The following is a 961-nucleotide window of genomic DNA, read 5'->3' as shown; positions in this document are numbered from 1 at the left end:
GGTTACTGTTCCGTCTGGAGCAACTGTGTAAGTTCCTTCACCTGGAATGGTCTTCGTAGTTGATCCATCTTCAAAGGTTGCTGGAACTTCATCATCCATTGGCACACTTGGGTTACCTGGTGTGAAGCTTGGTTTACCAGATTGTGTTTGACCTTGGATGTCTGTAGAAGTTGCAGGTTTAGCTGTTGGAGTCACAGGAGTTACAGTTGGTGTATAGGTCGCAGAAGCTTTTGTTCCGTTCTTATCTTCACGAACCACTGTTACAGCTGGTGCAGTTCCGACGAATGATTTTTCTGGTACGAAGGTTACTGTTCCGTCTGCTGTTACTGTGTAAGTACCAACACCTTCCACTGTCTTCGTAGTTGAACCATCGTCGAATGTTGCTGGAACTTCATCGTTCATTGGTACACGACTGTCACCTTCAGTGAAGATTGGTTTACCTGTTTGAGTTGCACCTTGCACATCAGTAGATACTGCTGGAGTTGCAGTTGGAGTTACTGGTGTTACAGTTGGTGTGTAAGTTGCAGAAGCTTTTGTTCCGTTCTTATCTTCACGAACAACTGTTACAGCTGGTGCAGTTCCAACGAATGATTTTTCTGGTACAAATGTAACAGTACCGTCTGCTGCTACTGTGTAAGTACCAACACCGTCGACAGTCTTCGTAGTTGAACCATCATCGAAGGTTGCTGGAACATCATCGTTCATTGGTACACGGCTATCGCCTTCAGTGAAGCTTGGTGTACCTGTTTGAGTGGCACCTTGGATGTCTGTAGATGTTGCAGGATCAGCAGTTGGGGTTACTGGTGTTACAGTTGGTGTGTACTTAGCTGTTACTGGTGTACCGTTCTTATCTACACGTTTAACAGTCACGCCTGTTCCTGTTCCTGTGAATGATTTCTCTGGTACGAAGGTTACTGTTCCGTCTGGAGCAACTGTGTAAGTTCCTTCACCTGGAATGGTC

At 45.7% G+C, this 961-nt stretch carries 1 pseudogene; it reads right to left on the bottom strand.

The window, feature by feature from the left end:
• Nucleotides 1–961 (bottom strand): annotated as a pseudogene (locus ADI76_RS05135) (CshA family fibrillar surface protein C); the annotation flags it as partial.

Source organism: Streptococcus parasanguinis, assembly GCF_001074805.1.
GTDB lineage: Bacteria > Bacillota > Bacilli > Lactobacillales > Streptococcaceae > Streptococcus > Streptococcus parasanguinis_A.
The sequence above is the reverse complement of the archived record's forward strand: the minus strand, read 5'-3'. Positions and strand labels throughout refer to the sequence as shown.